Origin of the sequence: Pseudomonas sp. CDFA 610 (assembly GCF_021147865.1) — a bacterium.
Taxonomy (GTDB): Bacteria; Pseudomonadota; Gammaproteobacteria; order Pseudomonadales; family Pseudomonadaceae; genus Aquipseudomonas; species Aquipseudomonas alliivorans.
The window spans coordinates 1-779 of sequence record NZ_JAGTPM010000028.1; the positions used below are offsets into that span (position 1 = coordinate 1).

Genomic DNA, 779 nt, shown 5'->3' on the forward strand with positions numbered 1-779 from the left:
CTGGTACATCCGTTATCTGTTCGGCTTTCTGCTCATCCAGTTCTGCAGCGGCTGGACCCTGCCCTGCCGCATCGCCGCCTGGGTCGAACGCCTGCCGAAGAAAGCCTTTCCCAAAGCCGTGCTCGACTGGTCAAAGCCCTTACCGCCCGAGCAATGGCAACACCCCAGCACTGAACTGATTGAACAGAGCGAGGCCGTGCGCAAGACACTGCGCAGAGGGCTGACGGTGTTCGACCACTTCGACAGGGTAGAAAAAAACAAGGTCAGCGAAAATGCCTGAGAACAAGTACGAACGGCTGCCACAAGCTGGTGATACGGAGAATGAGCCAGGCACCGAAGTGTTTTACCTTGCGCCACGCCCAGTTCCGACGGGGGTTGCCGCTTTCAGCTCCCGTAGCCTTCATCAGGATGCAAACGACGTCTATCTGGACTTCGGATTGGGCTGCGCAACTGTGGAGTTCGCAGTTCGTTGTTCTATTGGGTCGGTGATGTCTGTCGCGCTTTTTTTTACGCTGACATCCATAGGATTGGGTATTAACGATTATGTGAAGTTTGGACGTCCAGTATTTGATATTTTTTTGACGTTATTTCTGACGCACCCTTTTGTATGGATATTCATTGGTGGTTTGTCGCTAATGTATCTTTACTTTTTTGTCCAAGCCGTCTATCCCCACTCCACAATCCCACCCACCCGCTTCAACCGCCAGCGCCGCGAAGTCGCCTACGTCGCCAAACGTGGCGAACCGCCGCGCTTCATCCCATGGGAAAACGTCATTGCC

The 779-nt window shown here is 53.8% G+C and carries 2 pseudogenes; both read left to right on the top strand.

What is annotated here, in order from left to right:
- A pseudogene (locus KDX39_RS26300) lies at nucleotides 1-280 on the top strand (hypothetical protein); the annotation flags it as partial.
- Nucleotides 273-779, top strand: a pseudogene (locus KDX39_RS26305) (DUF6708 domain-containing protein); the annotation flags it as partial. The pseudogenes KDX39_RS26300 and KDX39_RS26305, both read left to right, overlap by 8 nt.